This window comes from Flavobacterium piscisymbiosum, from assembly GCF_020905295.1.
In the GTDB taxonomy this organism is placed as follows: Bacteria; Bacteroidota; Bacteroidia; order Flavobacteriales; family Flavobacteriaceae; genus Flavobacterium; species Flavobacterium piscisymbiosum.
The window spans coordinates 3,912,083-3,932,775 of sequence record NZ_JAJJMM010000001.1 but is presented as its reverse complement, the minus strand read 5'-3'; the positions used below and the strand labels follow the sequence as shown (position 1 = coordinate 3,932,775).

The 20,693-nt window shown below is 35.8% G+C and carries 16 protein-coding genes and 1 riboswitch; of the genes, 2 read left to right on the top strand and 14 right to left on the bottom strand.

The window, feature by feature from the left end; all coding sequences use genetic code 11:
- Nucleotides 1–358: 358 nt before the first annotated feature.
- The 12 genes from LNP81_RS16995 to LNP81_RS16940 all read right to left on the bottom strand — a co-directional run bounded on the left by LNP81_RS16995 (nucleotide 359) and on the right by LNP81_RS16940 (nucleotide 16,847).
- Nucleotides 359–1,768 (bottom strand): efflux transporter outer membrane subunit, encoded by a 1,410-nt coding sequence (locus LNP81_RS16995; RefSeq protein WP_230037881.1) that lies wholly within the window; start codon nucleotides 1,766–1,768, stop codon nucleotides 359–361.
- Complete coding sequence (locus tag LNP81_RS16990; RefSeq protein ID WP_230037878.1) at nucleotides 1,768–4,920, bottom strand: efflux RND transporter permease subunit; 3,153 nt, start codon at nucleotides 4,918–4,920, stop codon at nucleotides 1,768–1,770. The genes LNP81_RS16995 and LNP81_RS16990 overlap by 1 nt, the downstream gene beginning before the upstream one ends.
- 31 nt (nucleotides 4,921–4,951) lie before the next feature.
- Nucleotides 4,952–6,085, bottom strand: coding sequence for an efflux RND transporter periplasmic adaptor subunit (locus LNP81_RS16985; RefSeq protein ID WP_230037876.1), 1,134 nt, complete (start codon nucleotides 6,083–6,085; stop codon nucleotides 4,952–4,954).
- Between the two features lie 160 nt (nucleotides 6,086–6,245).
- Nucleotides 6,246–7,322: an adenylate/guanylate cyclase domain-containing protein gene (locus tag LNP81_RS16980; protein ID WP_230037874.1), complete on the bottom strand. Its 1,077-nt coding sequence runs from the start codon at nucleotides 7,320–7,322 to the stop codon at nucleotides 6,246–6,248.
- Nucleotides 7,323–7,493: 171 nt separating this feature from the next.
- Nucleotides 7,494–8,249, bottom strand: coding sequence for a LytR/AlgR family response regulator transcription factor (locus LNP81_RS16975; protein ID WP_230037872.1), 756 nt, complete (start codon nucleotides 8,247–8,249; stop codon nucleotides 7,494–7,496).
- Between the two features lie 4 nt (nucleotides 8,250–8,253).
- A complete protein-coding gene (locus tag LNP81_RS16970) occupies nucleotides 8,254–9,348 on the bottom strand; it encodes a sensor histidine kinase (protein ID WP_230037870.1) in 1,095 nt (364 codons plus the stop codon).
- Between the two features lie 50 nt (nucleotides 9,349–9,398).
- Nucleotides 9,399–10,448 (bottom strand): beta-ketoacyl-ACP synthase III, encoded by a 1,050-nt coding sequence (locus LNP81_RS16965; RefSeq protein ID WP_230037868.1) that lies wholly within the window; start codon nucleotides 10,446–10,448, stop codon nucleotides 9,399–9,401.
- Between the two features lie 77 nt (nucleotides 10,449–10,525).
- Nucleotides 10,526–11,359, bottom strand: a complete 834-nt coding sequence (locus LNP81_RS16960; RefSeq protein WP_230037866.1) for a universal stress protein — start codon at nucleotides 11,357–11,359, stop codon at nucleotides 10,526–10,528.
- Between the two features lie 160 nt (nucleotides 11,360–11,519).
- Entirely contained in the window at nucleotides 11,520–11,963 is a 444-nt protein-coding gene (locus tag LNP81_RS16955; protein WP_230037864.1) for a VOC family protein, read from the bottom strand.
- A gap of 687 nt (nucleotides 11,964–12,650) precedes the next feature.
- Nucleotides 12,651–14,144 carry an aminotransferase class V-fold PLP-dependent enzyme gene (locus tag LNP81_RS16950; RefSeq protein ID WP_230037862.1) on the bottom strand — a complete coding sequence of 498 codons (1,494 nt, stop codon included), beginning with the start codon at nucleotides 14,142–14,144 and terminating at the stop codon, nucleotides 12,651–12,653.
- A 63-nt stretch (nucleotides 14,145–14,207) separates the two neighbouring features.
- The gene (locus LNP81_RS16945) at nucleotides 14,208–15,668 is read right to left on the bottom strand and encodes an amino acid permease (protein WP_230037860.1); all 1,461 of its coding nucleotides are present in this window, start codon (nucleotides 15,666–15,668) and stop codon (nucleotides 14,208–14,210) included.
- Nucleotides 15,669–15,866: 198 nt separating this feature from the next.
- Nucleotides 15,867–16,847, bottom strand: a complete 981-nt coding sequence (locus LNP81_RS16940; protein ID WP_230037858.1) for a TlpA disulfide reductase family protein — start codon at nucleotides 16,845–16,847, stop codon at nucleotides 15,867–15,869.
- A gap of 254 nt (nucleotides 16,848–17,101) precedes the next feature.
- Nucleotides 17,102–17,201, bottom strand: a riboswitch (SAM riboswitch).
- A 487-nt stretch (nucleotides 17,202–17,688) separates the two neighbouring features.
- Here LNP81_RS16940 and LNP81_RS16935 point away from each other — a divergent pair.
- A complete protein-coding gene (locus LNP81_RS16935) occupies nucleotides 17,689–18,759 on the top strand; it encodes a BamA/TamA family outer membrane protein (RefSeq protein ID WP_230037856.1) in 1,071 nt (356 codons plus the stop codon).
- A gap of 188 nt (nucleotides 18,760–18,947) precedes the next feature.
- On the opposite strand, the gene LNP81_RS16930 is transcribed toward LNP81_RS16935, so the two are convergent.
- Nucleotides 18,948–19,370 (bottom strand): MgtC/SapB family protein, encoded by a 423-nt coding sequence (locus LNP81_RS16930; RefSeq protein ID WP_230037854.1) that lies wholly within the window; start codon nucleotides 19,368–19,370, stop codon nucleotides 18,948–18,950.
- A gap of 257 nt (nucleotides 19,371–19,627) precedes the next feature.
- On the bottom strand, nucleotides 19,628–20,005 hold the full coding sequence (locus LNP81_RS16925; protein ID WP_230037852.1) for a winged helix-turn-helix transcriptional regulator: 378 nt from the start codon (nucleotides 20,003–20,005) through the stop codon (nucleotides 19,628–19,630).
- A 151-nt stretch (nucleotides 20,006–20,156) separates the two neighbouring features.
- On the opposite strand from LNP81_RS16925, the gene LNP81_RS16920 reads away from it, so the two are divergent.
- Nucleotides 20,157–20,687, top strand: coding sequence for an NAD(P)H-dependent oxidoreductase (locus tag LNP81_RS16920; RefSeq protein WP_230037850.1), 531 nt, complete (start codon nucleotides 20,157–20,159; stop codon nucleotides 20,685–20,687).
- The last annotated feature ends 6 nt before the right edge of the window (nucleotides 20,688–20,693 follow it).

Sequence of the window (20,693 nt, the reverse complement as noted above, 5' to 3'; positions counted from 1 at the left end):
TAATAAACATTTTATATCCTTATAAAGATAAATAAATATTTAACTACTTCTTACAAAATGCATTACGGTTTATTCTCCTGCTGATTCTTCTTACTGCTTTTTTCAATTAAATACTATCACCAGCCTCTTTCCATCGCTTTTCTTCTACAGCTATTAATTCTAATTTTGCGATGATTCTTGAAAGATTATTTTCTAAAGAAATTTTGCCGTCGCACCATTCTTTTTTATAAGAATCCTTTTTGATCTGTAAAATAAAACATCTGTCTGAACATACTTATAAGTATAAAATTTTTAAAACAAAAAAAATTCATCACCTATACATAATTTGTACAGATGATGAATTATTCAAAATACCGGCTTACTCTACTCCGCCACCCAGGGCACGATATAGATTGATGGCTGCATTTAGTTTTTCTAATTTAATCGCAACAACATCAAGATCATTTTGCAAAGCGCTGTTTTGCGCTACAATAACCTCAAGATATGTTGCCATTCCGCTTTTGTACAACAAGTTGGCGTCGTGGGTTGCTTTATCTAACGAAACCGACTTTTCGGTAGCCAATTCCATTCGTTTATCTGCATTTTTTAGTTTTGACATCGCATCAGAAACTTCTCCAACCGCTGTAATAAATGATTGCTTGAACTGAACAACTGCCTTTTCCTGCTCCAGAATTGCAATTTCATACGCTGTTCTTAACTGGCGTTTTTTGAAAATTGGCTGCACTAAATTGGCTGCAATAGTTTTGGTCACCGATCCCGGAAAATTAAACCAGGTGTCAAATTCAAAAGAGTTAATCCCAATTGACGGACTCAGACTCAATGTTGGATACATAGTTGCTTTTGCAAGTCCCGTTTTAGCATTGGCAGACATAACGGCATATTCAGCCGCTTTTACATCCGGTCTTCGGCTTAAAAGCGCTGCCGGAACTCCTGAAGGTAAAGCCATATTAAGTTCTGCTACGTTAAGATTTCCTGAACGTGTGATGCTGTCAGGATACTCACCGCATAAAATCTGCAATGCATTTTCCTGAACCGCTATATTTGCCTCTGCTAAAGGAACCAACAATTCTGCTGTTTTTTTCTGAGCTTCTGTCTGATAAAGTGCCAATGAACTAATCAATCCTGAATTATACTGCATTTTCATCATTCCTAACGTACTATTGCTCAAATCAATGTTTTTCTGTGCAATTTTAAGCTGCTCGTCAAGTCCTAAAAGATTATAATAAGACTGCGCAACCTGAACAATAATTCTCGTTTTCAAAGCCGAAAGATTTTCTTTTTGGGCAAAATAACCCGCTTTGGCATCTCTCTTTTGCATGGCAGCTTTTCCCCAAATATCAGCTTCCCACGATAATCTAAGATTGGCACTGTAATCGTCCAGATAATCTTTACTGGTAAATTGTGCACTCAAAGAACCGTTAAGCGAATTTTTAGACTGATAACTTCTGCTTGCTCCTGCATCAAAATCAAGTGTTGGCAATAACGACAATTTTGCCTGTTTGTAAGTAAGATCAAGCTGCTCCATACTTTTTATCGCGATAAGCACCTCGTTGTTTTTAACGAGGGCTTTTTCGATTAAACTCACCAGCATAGGATCTTTATAGTAACTTTTCCAGGGATGCAAAATGGTATCTCCGGTCAATGTTATTTCTTCACGATATTTCTCAGGCGCATTTAAATCTGTTCGGGAATATTTTTTCCCTACTACGCAGGATGTCAGTAAAACACCTGCAAATAAAGAAATTCCAATTTTATATAGTACGCTCATTATTCTTCTTTTATAGTTTGAATTACAATCTTTTTACCGGATACTTTTTCCTGTAAATACTGAAAGAGGATAAAAAGTAACGGGATTACAAAAACTCCCAAAACCACTCCGCTAAACATCCCGATAGCAGCACTTACACTAATAGACCTGTTTCCTACTGCTGTTCCTCCGGAAGCAAACATCAACGGAATCATACCTACAATAAAGGCAAGGGATGTCATGATGATAGGTCTTAATCTTGACCTTGCTCCTTCTATCGCTGCTTCGGCTATAGACAAGCCTGCGTAACGTCTCTGAAGGGCAAATTCAACAATAAGAATCGCATTTTTGGCCAAAAGTCCGACCAGCATGATTAACCCGACCTGAACATAAATATTATTATCCAGTCCTACAGCTTTAACTCCTGCAAAAGCACCCAGAATTCCGGTTGGAATAGAAAGTAATACAGCAAGTGGCAATAAGTAACTTTCGTATTGAGCTGCCAGTAAAAAGAAAACAAACAAAAGACATAATCCAAAAATGGCTATGGTTTGGTTTCCTCCTGCTTTTTCTTCAAGACTTAATCCCGTCCATTCGTAACTGTAATCAGATGGTAATTTGTCCAGAACCGTTTCAAGATTCCCCATAATTTGTCCGTTACTAAATCCCGGTAGTGCTACAGCGGTAATATTCACCGAATTGTAAAGATTGTAACGGTTTACCGATTCCGGACCATACACTTTACGCAATTTGACAAGGGATTTTACAGGCACCATTTCCATTTTGGCATTTCGAACAAATATTTCGTTGAATGCATCCTGATCTGTTCTGAAAATTCCATCCGCTTTGACATTCACTCTGTAAAACTTTCCAAATCTTGAAAAATCTGCCGATTGATCTCCGGCAAAATAAGTCTGGATATTGCCTAACATTTCACGAATATTCACGCCCATTTGGCTTGCTTTTTCTTCATCCACTTCCAATTCAAGCTGCGGATAATCTGCCCTGAAAGTCGTGTACGCATATTGTACTCCGGGTTGCTGCATGATTTGCCCAATCACTTTATCAGCCATAGCTTTTAGTGTTGCCGGATCACGTGCCGTTCTGTCCTGAAGTACTATTTCAGCACCACTTGTTACACCAAATCCTTCTACAGGCGGCATTCTCAAGACCATTATCTGCCCTTTTTTAATTACAGACAATTTACCATTTACGATATTCATGATTTCATCTATATCCTTAACGGCTCCTCTTTCTTTTTTAGGTTTTAATTTTATAAATCCTAATCCGTAAGCAGTACTGGCACTGTTACTCAAAATGTTGAAACCTGTAATACTGGTATTTACATCAATAGCCTCAACAGTCGACAGCTCTTTTTCCAGTTGTTGTATCACTTCTGTAGTTCGATCTAAAGCTGTACCTGGCGGCATTGATAAACTATAAAGCATAAATCCGTCATCTTCCATTGGTACAAAACTTTTTGGAGTAGCCATCATCATCATTACAGCAATGGCAGTAACTCCCAAAACTAATCCTCCTGCAAGCCATTTTCTGCCAATAAGAAAACGAACTCCTTTGATGTATTTACCTGTTAAGTTGTTGAAACCTGAATTAAAACCAACAAAAAAACGTTCTTTAAATCCGTTTTTATGTTCTTCTCCATGTTTGCCGTTATGGCTGTTCTTTAACAAAAGAGCACATAATGCCGGAGTAAGTGTCAATGCATTTACTGCCGATATAATAATAGCAATCGCCAATGTATAAGCAAACTGCTTGTAGAAAATCCCTGATGATCCCGTCATAAAACCAATCGGGATAAATACTGCCGACATCACCAGCGTGATCGAAACAACAGCTCCTGTAATTTCTGCCATTGCGCTATGCGTCGCTTCTTTAGCCGAAAGGCTCGAATCTTCCTCCATTTTACTGTGAACTGCTTCGACGACCACAATCGCATCATCGACGACAATACCAATGGCGAGAACCAATGCAAAAAGAGTCAGAATGTTGATGGTGAATCCAAATACCAACAGGAAGAAAAAGGTTCCTACAATCGCTACCGGAACTGCAATAGCCGGAATAATCGTAGAACGAATGTCCTGAAGAAATATAAAAACCACGATAAAAACCAGAATAAAAGCTTCTAGCAAGGTCGATTTTACTTGTCCGGTTGCTTCGTCCAGTCTTTCTTTGGTACTCATTACATTGACATACTTAATACCGGGAGGAAAAGATTTCGATAATCTTTCTACTTCCTTGTTGATACCAATTTCGATATCATTGGCATTTGAGCCTGATGTTTGTAAAATTGCCATAGTTACGGCATTCTTAGAGTTCGATTTGTTGTCGCCACTGTAAGAAATTGAACCAAATTCTACGCGTGCTACATCTTTAAGCCTTAGGATATTATTGCCATCCGTTTTAACGACAATATTTTCATATTGCTCAGGTTTGTTTTTCTTTCCTTTATATCGAATAACGTATTCTAAAGCTGCTTTTGATTCTTCTCCCAGTTTTCCCGGAGCCGACTCTAAACTTTGATCTGCAATGGCGCGGGTAACATCTGAAGGTACTAAACCTGCATTGGCCATTTTTCGCGGATCAAGCCAAACACGCATCGAATAATCTTTTTGTCCAAAAATTTGCACTTGCCCTACTCCCGGAACACGTTTTATTTGCGGTACCAAATTGATGTTGGCATAATTCTGCAAAAACAATTCGTCGTATTTTTTATTATCGTCTGTATAAAGGTTGAAGATAACAATCATACTATTTTGCTGCTTCGAGGTCGTAAGCCCCATTCTGATTACTTCCTGCGGCAATTTTGGCGTTGCCTGCTGTACTCTGTTTTGTACGTTTACAGCAGCCTGATCAGGATCGACACCTTGTTTAAAAATGACACTGATCGAAAAAGATCCGTCATTACTCGCAGTAGATTTAATATACTGCATGTTCTCTACTCCATTAATTTGTTCTTCAAGTGGTGTCACCACAGAACGTATAACGGTTTCACTATTTCCTCCTGGATAAGAACCGCTTACCATTACGGTTGGCGGCGAAATATCAGGAAACCTGGTTACCGATAATCTTGTAAGACCTATGATACCCAATATCACCAATACAATGGAGATAACTGTAGCCAATACAGGCCTGTCTATTATTTTTTTTAACATGGAAAATGTTATTTATATTAAAACCAAAATTTTATTTATTGCTTACCGCTTTTGCTGCTGTTTTTGGAACAACTTCACTATTATCGTAAAGCAGGTCAATATTGTTTATCGCAATCTTATCACCTGATTTTACTCCGCTTTTTACAAAATAATCTGTACCGGCGCTGCCTGCAATTTCTATAGGGACCATTGCTACTTTGTTTCCTTCTTTTAGAACATAAACAAAGAATTTATCCTGTATGTCTTTTACGCTTGCCATTGGAACAGAAATTACCGAAGACAAACTACTGTTTAACACTACTCGGCCCGAACCGCCTGAACGCAATTGCTTTTTAGGATTTGCAAAAACAGCTTTCAAGGCAATAGTTCCTGTCGTACGGTCGATATTACCACTTGCTACTTCAAGTTTTCCCTGATGTTCGTATACGCTGTCATCAGCCAGAATTAAGCTTACGGTTTGGTTTGATTTTGAATCTTTAGAAAAAGCAAGATAATCTGCTTCGCTTAAAGAGAAATAAACAAAAACGGTATTGATTTCTGAAAGAATAGTAAGAGGAACAGCATCCGTTGGCGTAACCAGATTTCCAACACGATTCGGAATCCTGCTGATGTAGCCGCTTACCGGTGCTTTTATCAAAGAAAAATCGGCGTTAAGCTGAGAAGATCCCAATGCTGCTTTTGCCTGAGCTGCCTGAGCAGATGCTGCATCGTAATTGGCCTGTGCTGTTTTTAGCTGCATGTCTGAATATACTTTTGCATCCACAAGCGGTTTGATTTTTTCGATTTCCAGCTTGGCATTGGCAAGGTTCGCCAAAGCACTTTTATATGCTGCACGGCTGTTATTTACCTGCTCTGCATACACATCTGCTTTGATTTTAAACAGCGATTGTCCTTTGGTAACATAATCTCCTTCTTTGACATAAATCGCTTCAAGATAACCTGAAACCTGCGCTTTTATGTCAACATTTACGGTACCTTCGATAATACCCGGATATTTTTTTTCTACTTCGCCCGTAACTGATTTAGCCTGAAAAAAATCTACTTCAGGTTTTGGCGGTGCCATACCTTCCGGTCCGCTTTTACCGCATGAAGAAAAGCTAATGATAATTAATAAAACTACCATTTTGCTGAGTGTTTTATTATTTTGAAAAAATTGTTTTGTCATTTTATTTCACTTTTAATGAATAGATAGGATTCGATGACAAAATAACAACCCAAAAGCCCCTTAAATCAACGGAACTTTACCCAACCGTATTTTTTTGATGCTGAAACGAACAATAGAACAACCGAGAAAAACAGTACGCTGACAGTACTGTAAGGAAGATTTAATCGAAAGATTTATAAATGGTAACGGGTCTTTTTTTACCGCGCAAAATGATGGTTTCTATTGCTGTAAAATTATCCTGATCAAAAGAAGTTAATTGTTCGAAAAAGGACTGCGTGATCAGAAGATTTGTTTTATAATCATTGCATAAGTCACGAACTCTCGCTGCCGTGCTAAGGACATCTCCGTGATAGGCGATTTCGGTTTTAATTTGTCCAATTTCGGCAACGGTTACAAGTCCTTCGTTAATGGAGGCTTTGAACCTTGGAACCAAACCAAATTTACGTTGATACACCTCTTTTTTTTCTAATAAACGAACGGCAAAAGCTTCATAAAGTTCAATACATTGCTGTCTTTTAAAACCTTCTTTTACTTTCCAGGTAAGCACGGCTTCGTCGCCTACATATTGGTAAACTTCGGCATTATACTCTACTAATATTTCTGATAAATCGGTAAAGCATTCCTGCAATAAAAGACTGTAATTATAATGACCTACTTCTTCTGCAACTGTAGTCGAAGAACACATATCCAGGAACATAAAAACCCTGTATTCTACAACAGGAATCATATAATTGCCTCGCAAAAGATTTTTGAAATAATTACGTCCTAACCTACGGCTAAAAGCCTGTAAAAGGGTAATAAAAATATGAACGATTAAACAATAGACCGTAAAGCAAGTCAGCCATTTTGCATTGACCTGAATTGTAAACCAATTATCGATTATGATGTAATGCACTTTATTAAGTTCGATTATGATCAAAAGGCCAAGAAAACAGACTATTAAAAACAAAAGACTTCGGAGTAATGTAATCAGTAAAATCCCGTAACTGCGAAAAATTCTTGGATAAACTAATTCCTGTAAAAGAAAAAGAATGGTTCCCATAAAAACACCAACGGTTAAAGCTCCCGTTATTTCTGATAATAAAAAATCCCTTACGCTAATTTTACGGGTAATAAAAAATTCATCCTCGATCATACTGAACGTCATGAAGACATAGAACAAAAAAGCAGCAATCCAGAGTGCTATAATCTGCAGGTATTCTTTAAATTTTAAAAATGTTTTTAGGGAGTATTTCATTAAAGATAATTTTGATGCAACTCAAACCAAAAAAGATCGTTTTGATTCGAAATAATATGCAGCAAAATTAATCCCGTAATAAACGTAAATGCAGGAAAGTATTACCCAAACGGTGATTAAATGAACCGAATAGTAAGTTATACCGCCTAAAATGAAGTTTCGAAAGTTATTTTAGCGATCCATCCATTGCTTGAAAAAAGGTGCTTTTTCCCTGCTGATGATCACTTCACGCTCAGGATCTGCTTTAAGCTGAATCTTGAGTTTGGCATTAAAATAATTGGCAATCGATTTGATGCTTTCGGCACGAATAAAAAACTGCCTGTTGGCGCGAAAAAAAACATCAGGATCAAGTTCTTCCTCCAATTCTTCCATAGTTTGAGGAATGGGGATTATAGTGCCGTTTTTAAGAAAAAGATGCGAAGTTTTAAATTCTGAATACACAAAATCGATATCGGCTACATCAATACTTTTATAACCATCGCGATAGGTAACTAAAAATCGCAATCTAAAAGAAGGTTTGTTCATGAACCCTTTTAAAATTGCAGCAATATCTTCGGTGTTATTTTTAACTTTCGATACTGATTTAAATTTGGTTAAAGCCTGTTCGAGTTCTGTTTTTTCGATAGGTTTCATCAAATAATCAATGCTGTTTACCTTAAATGCACGTACTGCATATTCATCATAAGCTGTCGTGAATATTATTGGACAAGTAATTTTTACTTCTTCGAAAATGGAAAAACTAATACCATCTGCCAAACGAATATCCATAGTGATTAAATCCGGCATCTCATTCGAATTCAGCCATTTTACTGCACCCTGAACAGTATCTATGATGTCGAGGATTTCGCAATCAGGTTCTAATTCTTCCAACAATCTTTTTAGACGGTTGGCATTGATACTTTCATCTTCTATAATTAAAATTTTCATACTATTAAATTAAGGGCAGACGTACACAATAAAAACCATTAGACTCTGAAAAAACAGGCATTCGATCAAACAAAATTTTATATCTAAACTCTATATTTTTATTCCCCACTCCTGTAGAAATAAAATTTTTACCGGAAGTTGCCTGTAAATTGTTGCGCACCACAAGATCTCCTACATCAGAATAAATAGCGATAACAAGCGGATTTGCTATTGTTGCACTATTATGTTTTACGGCATTTTCGACCAATAATTGCAGCGTTAAAGGCGGCAAATGAAGATCGAGACAAGTCATATCTATTTGCAATTTTAGCTCGACTTTTTCACCCAAACGTTTTTTTAAAAGATAAAAATAAGCATTCAAAAACTCAATTTCTTCCCTTACCGTAATGGTGTCTTTATCGAGATTCGAAATCATATAACGATACACACGCGTAATATTCTCCAGAAAAGATGCCGCAGATTGCTGGTCTTCATGAATTAGCTCTGTAAGTGTACTAAAATTATTAAAGATAAAATGAGGATCGAGCTGTAGTTTTAAAGATTCTAACTCTGATCTGGTAACAGCTTCCTGCAATTCAGAAGCTTTGATTTTTAGCTCGGCCGCTTCTTCAGAAGTTACGCGCCAGCGGTTCAGTAAAAAGATACTGGTATGAATGAAACTGATAAAAAGAGACAATATAGCAGCCATTAAATTTGACTGCCATATTTGTACCAGTTCGCTTTCTTTTAATGGTGTCCAGGAATAAAAGAACTGCCATAAATGCGAAAAAGAATAATTCAAGAGAATATTCCCCGCAATAAGACATATAAATTGGGCAAAAGCCCTAAAAATAGGCTTTTGTTCCCAGCTAATCCAATAATTAAGGCTTCGACCTACAAAAAGACTTAACTCTGTAAGGACGGCGCAATACACCAGAATGATAAAAATATCAACCGTCCAGTCTAAAACCAGTAGCGTATTTTGCTCAAAATCCTGATAGGGATTCAAAAAATAATACGACGATAAATAGAGAAAAAAAACAACCGGTATTACGATAATCCTATAATACTTATAGAAAAAGTTCTTTCCTCTGGTTTTATTTTGCACGTTTGAATCCATAGTCTAATATATTGACAATAGGCGCATTAAAAACCACACCTTACTATTTTTTATTGACACATCAAATCATGTTTCAATATTTTTCCAACTGTTGAAGATTCTACTGCTTTAAGCGCTCTCATCACGCCCCATTTTATACAAGTTGCTCCCCATGAAAATCCGGCTCCAAAAGTGGTGATCAATATGTTCTGACCTTCTTTGAAATCGTCTTTAAAATCCCAAAGACATAACGGGATCGTCGCTGAAGTTGTATTACCGTATTTATCGATATTTACTTTAACCTTCTCGATACCAATATTCAAATGTTCACTCACCGATTTAATAATTCTTAGATTAGCCTGATGCGGTACCACCCAATCAACATCTTCTACAGTCAAATTATTACTGGCAAGAGTCTCTTGCGAAACGCTTGACATCGATTCAACAGCTTTTTTAAATACAAATGAACCTTCTTGTTTGATAAAATGTTCTCTGTGTATAATGCTTTGCATCGTTGCCGGTGTTTTTGAACCTCCTGCAGGTACTAAAAGCGCAGATGTGCCACTTCCGTCTGTTCTTAGAATACTTTTCATCATTCCGTGTTCTAAATCTGTTTTTTCTAAAAGAACCGCTCCTGCCCCGTCTCCAAAAAGGATACAAGTATTACGATCTTCATAATCTACAATAGAACTCATGGTATCTGCTCCTACTACAACCACTTTTTTGTAGCGTCCGCTTTCGATCATTGTTGTTGCCATTTCAAGCGCATAAAGAAATCCGCTGCAGGCACCGTTAAGATCAAATCCAAATGCATTTGTAAATCCGCTTAATTCGCATACTTTACTTGCTGTAGGAGTTAAAAGATGATCTGGCGTTGCAGTTGCCAATACAAGAGCATCAATTTCCAGTCGGTCTATTTCATATGTATCAAATAAATTTTCTATTGCTGCAGTGGCAAGATCAGATGTTGCCAGATTTTGATCTGTGGCTAATCTTCTCTCTTTTATTCCTGTTCTTTTTACTATCCAGTCGTCAGTTGTATCAACCATTCTTGAAATCATCTCATTACTTAATATGGAGTTTGGTACAAAACCTCCTATAGCTGTAATTGTTGCCTTCATTTTTATTTGTTTTTGTTATTTTGAATCTTTTCTTTTGCTGTTTTTTTTTGGAATAAAAAGCAGACTGCAAAATAACGTCAGAAATTTGGAAAAGACAAGAGTGGCACGTCTAAACCTGCGGCCATTATTCTAGTTTTGCTTTTATGTACCAAAGAATCCCAAAAACCATACTTTTGTGGCACCATTACTAGAATATCAGCATCATAATTGTTAATTTCCTTCTTAATCTCATTAATCACTGCATTCGATTTAACAGTTTTATAGAGGTATTTTACCTCTTGAAACTCTTCTTCGAGGGTAGAATGCAATAATAATTTGCCTTGCTCCTCCTTAAGGTCGTCCATTTTTTCATTTACGCTAAAAAATTCTACCTCTGCCCCAAGATTTCCAACCATGCTTTTTAACCAGCTAAATCTTCTTATAGCCGAGAAGCTTAAAGTGTCGCAAGCATACAGTATTTTCTTAATATTTTGAAAACGGGCGTTTGCAGGAACAGCTAATACCGGCGTATTTAAATTCTTTATAACCGATGTGGTAGAATTGCCCATAAGTTCTTGTTCGAAAGAGCGTTCAGCCATCCCCATTACTACAAGTTCTGCATTGTTAAGATCGATTAATGACGAAAGTTCCTCTTCTAAAAACGAATAACTGCAAGAACAGCTTACTTCGATACTAAAAGCTGCTGCAATATCCTGGCCTAAGGCATCTAATCTGGCAGAAGCTTTATCTAACTGCTTTTGCATAGCATCTGCAGTAATTTGTGAATTAGCGCTGTGAACTGTTAGCGTAAAAGAATTAAAAAGAATAAGTTTGGCGTTGGTTCTTTTTGCAAGTCCGGCAGCATAATTAACCGCGTTATTTGCAATAGCAGAAAAATTGGTTGCCGCTATAATCGTAGGATGTACATTCATAAAAAATCAATTAAGCAATTATTCTCGTAAAATTGCCTAATTATTTTTTTGAGTTATTATAAAAAAATACTGTAGAATCATTTTTTAGTACTGAAACGTATTATTTGGCTTCTGAAAATAATCGAAGCCTCAGGAAATGTTTATTTTTAAACCAATTCAATCAAAAAATAACTCTTTCCAAAAATTCAATTACTTCTCCATTTGGGCTATAAACCAAACTATTGCTCACAGTTACCGATTTTCTATGATTTTTAAGTTCCAAAGTTTCTTTTGCAGATAATGGTTTTGCACCATTTTTAATTGCTTCATCGTAGGCTTTTTTAGCGTCAAGAACGGTAAAACAAATGTGCAAAAGCGAATTTTCGACATAAGGATCTCCTTGTTTTCTTTTGCGTCCCTGAGTAGGGAAATCGGCGTTATTGTCGCATATTTCTATATAAGAATCAAATGCTTTGTTCTTTAGCATTACACACTTTTCTAAATTAAATTCAGGCAAACTCCAATCGTGTACCACTTCAAAATTAAGGGTTTTGTAAAATTGCACGGTTCTTTCAAAATCCTGTGCTTTTATGGCAAAATGATGAAATCCTATTATATTATTCATTTTGATTGTTTTTTGATGTAAATATATTTTTTAAAGATTGTTTGGGTTTAATTACTTAGAAATTTATCCCAACGTATTTAAGATATATTCTATAATATAGCGCTCCGCTGGAGCTATTGAAAACTACATTCTGATTGGCTATAAATATTACGCTCCGCTGGAGCTATCGCAACGTTTGTCATCTCGAACGCAGGGAGACCCGATCGATAGCGAACATACGAAGTATATAACACCAGCAGATCGACAAAGATTATCGATTGTGTTCCATCGGAACATCTCATCGGTAGAAAAAATACATCGTGAGAAACATCGTCCCATTGGGAAGTTTGAGAAATTGTATATGTAATCTGCATATGTTTTTTACCAATTATTATATATATAGAATCAAACGTTCCTACGGAACGTGAAAAAATGCCGTATTTATTGGGCTACCAATGAAATGTTCCGATGGAACAAAAGCAAAGCGATAAGATATTGTCCTTAACAAATTGTTCCATTGAATTTTCCTTAGCTTAATGAAATTGACCGATAGTTATCGGGAGGCCCAAACGGCTACTTCACTTACTTTTTATTTTATTTCGGATTTCAGTGAACTTCGTGTGGAACGGATTGCTTCGCCAGTTCGCACTTTCAGGCTCGGGTGCGGGATTAGCTCCTAAAAAAAGATTTCCTTTTATCATAGAAAATTTATTCCAGCCAAAACCATTCTTTTACCTCGTTTTCTATACTTTCTTCTTTTACCAAACTTTCAAACTCATTGGTTGCTGTATTGTGCTTGTAGTCTTTTTGCCATTCTTTATGATTTGAAACTACTTGCTGAATCGCATCGCAAATAAATAAAACTTCGTCGTTTGTCATAATGGGATGCAAAGACAAACGCACCCAGCCTGGTTTATTGCTTTGATTTTTTTGAAGAAGTTCTTCGGTTATTATATTCGATTTTGTTTCATCGATATCAAATAAATAATGCGCGTAAGTACTTGCACAAGACCATCCGCCACGAACCTGAATACCAAAACGGTCATTTAAAAGTCGAACAATCAAATTGTAATGAATGTCCTCAATTATAAAAGAAACACAACCAATTCTATCTGTATTTATATCTCCCAAAACAGACAAACCTTCTATCTTTTGAAATTCTGAGTAACAGAGACTGAGTAATTCTTTTTCTCTTTTTTTGATATTTTCGACAGCCATTTGATCTTTCAGTTTTAATGCCAGAGCAGCTCGAATGACTTGCAAAAAGCCTGGAGTTCCGCCATCTTCTTTTACTTCGATCGACTCACTGTACGAATAATTACCCCAAGGATTTGTGTATTTTACATTTCCTCCTCCGGGATTATCAGGAACATCGCTTTGATAGAGTTTTTCATTAAAAACCAAAACACCGCTGGTTCCGGGTCCGCCCAGGAATTTATGTGGCGAAAAAAAGATAGCATCTAATTGTTCCTGCGGATCTTTTGGGTGCATATCTATTTTTACATAAGGCGCAGCAGCGGCAAAATCGACAAAGCAGAATCCGTTGTGCTGATGCATTATTTTAGCCAGTTCATGATATGGCGTAATGATTCCAGTAACATTTGAAGCAGCTGTAAACGAACCAATTTTCAGCGTTCTGTCAGAATATTTTTCAAGCAATTCAGAAAGTTTTTCAGGGTTTACCAAATTGTTTTCATCAGGCGGTAATACTACAAGTTCGGCATTGGTTTCGTACCAGGAAACCTGATTAGAGTGATGCTCCATATGTGTGATAAAAACTACCGGTTTATCTGCAGTATTCAACTCAGTATTTACTCTGTTATGAGCATTACGTAAGCCTATATAACGCTGTAATTTTGATAAAGCGGCGGTCATTCCGGTTCCTGTCGTTACTAAAACATCAGAATCATTTGCGTTTACATGTTTTTTAATCAATTCTCTGGCATGATTATAAGCGTAAGTCGACGCCTTGCCTGTTTCGCTGGAAAAAGAATGCGTATTGGCTACCATTGGGCCTATTTTGTTGAGTATAATATCTTCGATGGGCAGGTATAATCTTCCGCTGGCCACCCAATCTCCATATAATAATTTTTGTGTGCCATAAACCGACTCGAAAGTGTGGTTTACTCCTATTGTATTTCCTCTAAACTTAGAAAAATAGCGCTCTAACTGACTTGGTTTCGTTTTCTCAATAACATTCATTTCCCTATCATTTTAAAATTAACTTCTTTTTTTAAACTTTGATTTCTTCCTTATTTTTAAGAATTACAGATCTAAATCTTCCTTTTCTTTTCTCAATTTGCTATGTCGTTTTCCGTATAAAAAATAAAAAACAATCCCAATTGCCATCCAGATAAATAATCGTTCCCAACTTTCAAGAGGAAGTCCCGTCATTAGAAAAACACAAACACAGATTCCTAAAATGGGTACAAAAGGCACAAACGGAACTCGAAATCCTCGTTTTACATCAGGACTTGTTTTTCTTAGGATTATAATCCCCAGTGAAACAAGTGAAAAAGCAAATAAGGTTCCGATACTTACCATATGTCCTAAATCTGAAATGGGCACAAATCCTGCCAATAGGCTCACAAATACCATGAAGAAAAGGTTACTTTTCCAGGGTGTTTTAAATTTGCTGTGTATATCACTAAAAAAAGAAGGCAAAAGTCCGTCTTTAGACATGCTGTAAAAAACTCTCGATTGCCCCATAAGCATGACAAGAATTACAGAGGTATAACCTGCTAAGATTGCAATGATTAAAGCACTGTTTAAAAAATGAAATCCCGTTACCGCAAATGCAGTTGCTGCCGGACTTGCATCGCCAATAAAGGTTTTATACGAAACCATACCGGTCATTACATAAGAAAAAGCAACATATAAAACAGTCGCCACCAAAAGCGAACCTATGATCCCGATTGGCATATCTTTTTGTGGATTTTTAGATTCCTGCGCCGCTGTAGAAACGGCATCAAAACCAATAAAACCAAAGAACACTACTGCAGCACCTCTAACAATTCCTGACCAGCCAAAATGACCAAATTCTCCTGTATTTTCAGGTATAAAAGGATGATAATTTTCTTGTTGAATAAATGACCAGCCTAAAACGATAAACAGCACAATTACACTCAGTTTTAGCAATACCAATAAATTATTCATCGTTGCCGATTCTTTAGTTCCTTTTGCCAATACCAACGAAAGCAACGCAACAATTACAATTGCAGGAAGATTTACGATTCCGCCACTTAAAGTCGATCCGTCTGCTAATTTCACCGGATCAAATGGTGAACTTGTCAATTCCGGAGGTAAGTTGATATGAAGCTGTGCTAACAATTTGGTTGCATAACTCGACCAGCTTACCGCCACAGTCGCAGATGCAAGTGCATATTCTAGAACCAGATCCCAACCGATAATCCAGGCCATAAATTCTCCCATTGTTGCATAAGTATACGTGTAAGCTGAACCCGCAACCGGAATCATCGAGGCATATTCTGCGTAGCATAATGCACAAAATGCACAGGCAAATGCTGCTAGAATAAAAGATAAAATAACCGCTGGTCCCGCATTTTCGGCTGCTACAATGCCGGTAAGCGAAAATATTCCTGCTCCCACAATAGCGCCAATTCCTAATGCAACAAGGTTTATTGGACCTAATGAACGTTTTAATCCTGCTCCTTCATTTTGCTCATTTTCTGAGACTAATCTTTCTATTGATTTTTTTAATATCATAATTTTATTGTTGAGAATAAACAATTTATCCCGCCTTTGATAGCGTATTAATTGTTGTTCTGCTGGTAATGTTTAGTACTAACACATAGAAATTGAGTGAATAGGAAATTCGAAGAAAAACTGTATTCTATGAGTTTAAAAAATATATTAATTATCAAAACCTGCAAACTTTTAAGAACCGTGCAGGTTTGCAGTTCTTTATTTTAAAAGTGATTTAAGTGTAGACTGAAGTTCGTCTCCATGAAGGTTTCTTGCGACAATAACACCTTTTGCATCGACTAAATAATTGGCAGGAATGGCTCTTACTCCATATAATTTAGCGATAGCACTATTCCAGAATAATAAATCCGAAACATGCAGCCAGTCTAAGTGATCGTCCTGAATTCCTTTTATCCAGTTTTCTTTCTTTTTGTCTAATGAAATTCCGACAATATTAAAACCTTTATCATGATATTCTTTGTAAGCGGCTACAATGTTTGGATTTTCTCTTCGGCAAGGTCCGCACCATGAAGCCCAGAAATCTACCAATGTATATCCTTTAAGGTTTTCAGAAAAACGAATCGATTTTCCTTCCGGATCTTTAGACACAAAATCTGGTGCTTTTTTTCCAACCTGTAATCCGTTAAGCACTTTTACAAGTTCCTGAAGTTCTTTCACGTAAGTGGAATTTTGCTGACTTTTATCTAAAAGAGAAATATTCTTAGTAATTTCTTCCGGACTCAGTCTATACGACCAATTTCGGTACAGCACATATGCAGAAACCAGAGAACCAGGGTGTTCTGTGATAAATTTACTTATATCAACATTAGCCGTTTTTCTGTAATTATTAAATAAATCCTGAGACGCAGAACCTTCTACAACCGATGTGCTATAATATTTAACAGGACTTAATTTTACTGTAATTGGAGATTTTTCAAGGAAAATATATAATGGACTTTCAGCTGTATTTAAGCTTAATCCGTACAATTCAGGAAGTTTGACTTTCGTTTTAAAACTGAATTTCCCATCGGTAACTTTTACCGAATCTATTGTAGTAAACATCTTGTTGTGAAACTTTTGCAGGTAGACATATTGAGCAACAGTATCGACAACTGTTCCTTTTAGCTGCACGTTTGCCTCTTGTGCCTGAGTTGTTGTTGCGCAAAGGCATAAAGCCAGAAATATTACTATTTTTTTCATTGGGTTTGTTTTTAAAAATTGGACATAGAAATTCCAGAACCAATATTAAAATGGTCTGTTATTGTATGGATAAAAAAGATATGGGATCTAAAAAAAAGTTACGTGTAGTGCATTCGGAAAACCAGGAGATGGTTTTCTATTTTTGAAAATAAGTTACATTGTTCCGGACAGGCAGGTAATATTTGTTCAGTTTTCATTCTAAAAAATAAATGATTTAATACTAATGATCTTATGCAGATTTACTAATGAAATCTATCTTATCTGTCCGCGTTGGCGGAAGGATTTAGCACCTTATTTGGCAACAGGTTGCTAAGACATCACCGGGCCTACTCCCTCAGTCTTTCTGGATAAGTTCATGTAGATTTTTTCTACCCTGCAAATATAATATAAATTCTATGTAATTAGTAGAGTTTAAATTTATTTTTTAAAATATTTTAAATTAATACATAGCAAAAGTAGTTGTAAAGGACAAAAAAACTTAGTAAAATAAGCCATAACAATAAAAATATCAATTTGTTATACTTTTAAAAATGCTTTGATTTTATTTGAAATATCCAGCATTTTGGGATGAAAGTTTCATCATACATTATTAAGAAATGCTTTTCAAAATAAAAAAGAAAGTACAAAAATTGATTCTTTCGAAAAATAGTAAAATTAAAAACGCTGCCTTTTTTTTAGAACATAGACCTCACCTTTTCTTACAACTTTAAAAAAAAATATTTATCTTTAAGTTTTTATGAAGGGTAAAAAATGGTTGTTCTGTTTTTTTTATAATCACTTCACTTCATGCGCTTTAGAACACAAACACTTTTTATAAGACTAACTTAAAAGTAAATTTAAAATGCAGAAAATCTTACCTTTCCTAATCATCTTCTTATGGTCTTCTGGTATTTGGAGTCAGACAAAATCTACTGATAGTATAGCCTCTAAGAAACCAGAAAAAAATATTGATTTTAATGTAATGCCTTATCTTAATTACAATAGGACAATGGATTTTATGTTTGGCGCTATCCCGATGATGATGTACAAATTGAATAAAACCGATACTATTTCGCCTAAATCTTTATCTGGTCTATCTGCGGTTTACACGACCAACAAATCCTATTTTATAGCTACGTTTAACAAATTCTTTTTTAAAGAAGATTCCTGGCGTTTGCAATTTTTCGCAGCAACGGGCAATCAAAATGCACAGTTTTATGTAGATGATATTGATGTTCCTGATTTTTACAACTACGGAACTAAAACAACAATGGCAAGTTTTACGATTCAGCGTAAACTATTCAAATCTTTTTATGCGGGATTTGGATATGCTTATGCACATTATGACACAAAATACGAAGATAATATTGAACCTTCTTCTGTCACGCATACAAATGGTTTACAGCTGATTATGTTGTACGACACAAGAGATGCTATTTATTATCCTACTAAAGGAAAAAAAATAAAATTGCGATGGCTCGATTATCCTGAATGGTTCGGAAATGATGTTAGCGCTAACAAAATTCTTTCAGAGTACAATCAATATTTTCCTATGCGAGGCGGAACGGATGTTTTGGCAGCACGCTTTGCCGGTAAGTTTGGGTTAGGAAATATTGCCTTCGAACAACAGCAAACGATTGGTAGTGAAGACATCAGAGGATATTCTGAAGGGAAATATCGCGGCGACGGATTGATGGATTTACAGGCTGAATACCGCTATAATTTTAATAAAAGAATGGGACTTGTAGGATTTGCAGGGGTTGCCACTATTTATGGTTCAGATACAGAAAGTTTTAACTGGAAATTATATCCGGGAGCCGGTGTAGGTTATCGCTACAGGGCTTTTAAAAACGAAAAATTCAACATAGGATTGGACGCTGCTGTTGGTAAAGGCGATTGGGGACTTTATTTTAGAATTGGAGAGGCTTTTTAGAGAGCTTTAATGAAATGATTTAATCGCTATATAAAAATAATTTTCTCGCAGATTTGGCAGATTTAGCAGATTTAGCAGATTTTTACTTTTTAATCGCTGTCTTTATTCTTTACTCTTTATTCTTTATTCTTTATTCTTTATTCTTTATTCTTTATTCTTTCCTCTTTGCTCTTTATTCTACCCTCTACTTACTTCCTATTCCTCATCCACTTATCTATCGGCTCCAGAACTGTATTCACAATGGTTACTAATGCCGTACAAATCAAAGCTTCGGCAAAATAACCTGAAGCGGCGATACAACCAATGGCAGCACTACACCATATTGTGGCCGCAGAATTTAGTCCGTGTACATTGGGGCCTTCTCTAAAAATAACTCCTGCTCCCAGAAAGCCAACTCCCATAACTACCTGAGCGGTAATTCGGGTTACATCGATATTGGGTGCTGTTGCCGCTACTTTTATAGACAATAATACAAAAGCAGCAGCTCCTGTAGCTACGAGCATATTGGTTTTTAATCCTGTTTCTTTATGATGCCATTGCCTTTCAAAACCTATAATGAGTCCTGCGAATAAAGCTATTACGAGTCGGGTAAAAAATTCAGTTGTTGTCAAGATGTTTGCTTTTTAATACTAAAATTTAAAACATTAAATATAAGAATTTTCAGGATGATTTAAATTCTAAAGTTTCGCTTTGTGTTATCCTAAAAGTTTTTTAAAACCTGTTAGGTATTCTGATTATTATTAAAATTAAAAGGAATAATAAAATGCATCTATAATAAAGCTACTATCTTGATATTGATATTGATGTTGAATAAATACCTAACAGGTTTTGAAAACCTGTTAGGATAGTCATGGCGGACTTTTATATATTACCGTTCTTCAGTCTCAAGAATTTGATTTTCAAGTATCATTTTTAATTGGGGAGCAAATGCCAATCCCCATTTATCAATAGCAACAATCAAGGGCATTAGGGATTCTCCTGATTCGGTTAGAAAATATTCTACTTTTAAAGGGATTTCATTATAAATTGTTTTTCCTAAAAGTCCGTGAAATTCAAGTTCTTTCAATTGGTTTTGCAATACGCGTTTTGTAATACCATTAACAGCATTGATAAGGTCTTTAGGACGTTTTATTCCTTTTGCAATTTCATCGAGTAAACAAAATTTCCATTTAGAACCCACTACTTCCATTGCTACATTAAGTCCGCAATTATAATCGATTGGTATTTTTCGCTGATACATATTCATTTCTTTTAGAAATACAAAAGTACAGACAAATGCCGTTTTTGCATCTAAAATTCATGGTGATTAATTTATCACTATATGATTAATTCGCCCCTTATTGTCGTATTTATGAATGAGTTTGATCTTTGCAATCGCAATTTTTAATACTTATTTAATGAAAACTCTCGTAATTATAATACATCCCAATCTTGAAAATTCTTTAATCAATAAAAGATGGATTGAAGAATTAAAAAAATATCCTAACCAATATACTTTGCATGATTTGCACCAACTATATCCAAACGAAAAGATTGATATTGAAAAAGAACAGCGATTAATCGAGGAGCATGATACGATTGTATTTCAGTTTCCTTTCTATTGGTTCAATTGTCCGCCATTATTAAAAAAATGGCTGGACGAAGTTTTAACACACGGATGGGCTTATGGCAGCAAAAGTGGTTATAAACTGGAAGGTAAAAAAATTGCGCTTGCGATTTCTGCCGGTATCAACAAAGAAGATTACAGCGAAACCGGAAGATACAAATACACGTTACAACAACTAACAACTCCTTTTGAGGTCACTTTCAATTATATAAAAGCCAATTATAAACCCTTGTTTGCTTTTTATGGCGCAGAACATCATCCAAATCAGGGAAAAATAGAAAAAAGTGCGGGAGAATATATCTCTTTTCTGGAATCTTTATAAAAAATT

Bases quoted from the DNA above. Each gene is read 5' to 3' on its own strand.
- LNP81_RS16995 (WP_230037881.1), bottom strand. From the start codon at position 1,768: ATGAGCGTACTATATAAAATTGGAATTTCTTTATTTGCAGGTGTTTTA.
- LNP81_RS16990 (WP_230037878.1), bottom strand. From the start codon at position 4,920: ATGTTAAAAAAAATAATAGACAGGCCTGTATTGGCTACAGTTATCTCC.
- LNP81_RS16985 (WP_230037876.1), bottom strand. From the start codon at position 6,085: ATGACAAAACAATTTTTTCAAAATAATAAAACACTCAGCAAAATGGTA.
- LNP81_RS16980 (WP_230037874.1), bottom strand. From the start codon at position 7,322: ATGAAATACTCCCTAAAAACATTTTTAAAATTTAAAGAATACCTGCAG.
- LNP81_RS16975 (WP_230037872.1), bottom strand. From the start codon at position 8,249: ATGAAAATTTTAATTATAGAAGATGAAAGTATCAATGCCAACCGTCTA.
- LNP81_RS16970 (WP_230037870.1), bottom strand. From the start codon at position 9,348: ATGGATTCAAACGTGCAAAATAAAACCAGAGGAAAGAACTTTTTCTAT.
- LNP81_RS16965 (WP_230037868.1), bottom strand. From the start codon at position 10,448: ATGAAGGCAACAATTACAGCTATAGGAGGTTTTGTACCAAACTCCATA.
- LNP81_RS16960 (WP_230037866.1), bottom strand. From the start codon at position 11,359: ATGAATGTACATCCTACGATTATAGCGGCAACCAATTTTTCTGCTATT.
- LNP81_RS16955 (WP_230037864.1), bottom strand. From the start codon at position 11,963: ATGAATAATATAATAGGATTTCATCATTTTGCCATAAAAGCACAGGAT.
- LNP81_RS16950 (WP_230037862.1), bottom strand. From the start codon at position 14,144: ATGAATGTTATTGAGAAAACGAAACCAAGTCAGTTAGAGCGCTATTTT.
- LNP81_RS16945 (WP_230037860.1), bottom strand. From the start codon at position 15,668: ATGATATTAAAAAAATCAATAGAAAGATTAGTCTCAGAAAATGAGCAA.
- LNP81_RS16940 (WP_230037858.1), bottom strand. From the start codon at position 16,847: ATGAAAAAAATAGTAATATTTCTGGCTTTATGCCTTTGCGCAACAACA.
- LNP81_RS16935 (WP_230037856.1), top strand. From the start codon at position 17,689: ATGCAGAAAATCTTACCTTTCCTAATCATCTTCTTATGGTCTTCTGGT.
- LNP81_RS16925 (WP_230037852.1), bottom strand. From the start codon at position 20,005: ATGAATATGTATCAGCGAAAAATACCAATCGATTATAATTGCGGACTT.
- LNP81_RS16920 (WP_230037850.1), top strand. From the start codon at position 20,157: ATGAAAACTCTCGTAATTATAATACATCCCAATCTTGAAAATTCTTTA.